Annotated in this window: 2 protein-coding genes; one reads left to right on the top strand and one right to left on the bottom strand. The window is 58.5% G+C overall.

What is annotated here, in order from left to right; all coding sequences use genetic code 11:
* The coding region (locus A3754_RS03610; protein ID WP_197468427.1) for an MlaA family lipoprotein at nt 1-286 on the top strand (286 nt) is incomplete at its 5' end.
* 155 nt (nt 287-441) lie between these two features.
* Here the strand turns inward: A3754_RS03610 and A3754_RS03605 are convergent.
* Nucleotides 442-815, bottom strand: a 374-nt coding sequence (locus A3754_RS03605) for a TerB family tellurite resistance protein (RefSeq protein WP_063518868.1), incomplete at its 5' end; no start/stop codon positions are given.

Genomic DNA, 815 nt, shown 5'->3' with positions numbered 1-815 from the left:
AGGGCGGGATGCTGCGGCTATCCTGCCGGAAGACTACATGCGCCTGCGTCACTATATCCCCCATGACCTGACCCGCCACAGTTTTACCGCCGTGTATGTGGTCGACTTGCGGGCTGACTTGCTGGATCTGGAACGCAATATCGTTGGCGACCGCTATACCTTCCTGCGTAATGCCTATCTGCAACGCCGTCGCTTTGAAAGCGGTGACCGGCCGTCGTTGCGTTTTCCCGAGATTGAAGCGCGGGATTCGGAACTCGATGACGAGTACGAAGACGATGGCTGGTGAAGAGAGAGTTGGCAGTTGATAGTGGACAGTTGACAGCTACGCGCGCAGGGTTTTCTGTTTCCCCATTTTATGAGGCCGCGTCCATAGCAGGGGCACGGCCTCATCGCTTTAAAGTAAAGACGAAATCCAGATCGCGAGCTGTCAGCGCTCAACTGTCAATTTTCAACTGCTTTTAGTTTGGCGCGGATGTAGTCGCCGTGGGAGACGTAGAGCAGGTCGCTGACTCGACGAATCAGGTGTTCTTCGTGCACATCGGCCTTGCCGTCGGCGGCCGCCATGGCCCACATCTCCTCAATCAGCGTGACGCGCTGCTCCGGCCCCCAGTGCTCGCGTAGCGGCAGGGTGAACTCGAACAGGTCGGTGGCCTGATCCACCCGGCTTTCCAGCTCGGCTACGATATCCTGCATTTCCTGGGCATCCAGCTGCCAGTGTTGCTCCACGGCAGCGATCAGGCGTTGGGTTTCTGCCTGATCCACCGTGCCATCGGTGCGGGCTACCTCGAACAGCAGGGCAGCAGCAGCACGATGCA

This window comes from Alcanivorax sp. HI0083 (assembly GCF_001635175.1).
The sequence above is the reverse complement of the archived record's forward strand: the minus strand, read 5'-3'. Positions and strand labels throughout refer to the sequence as shown.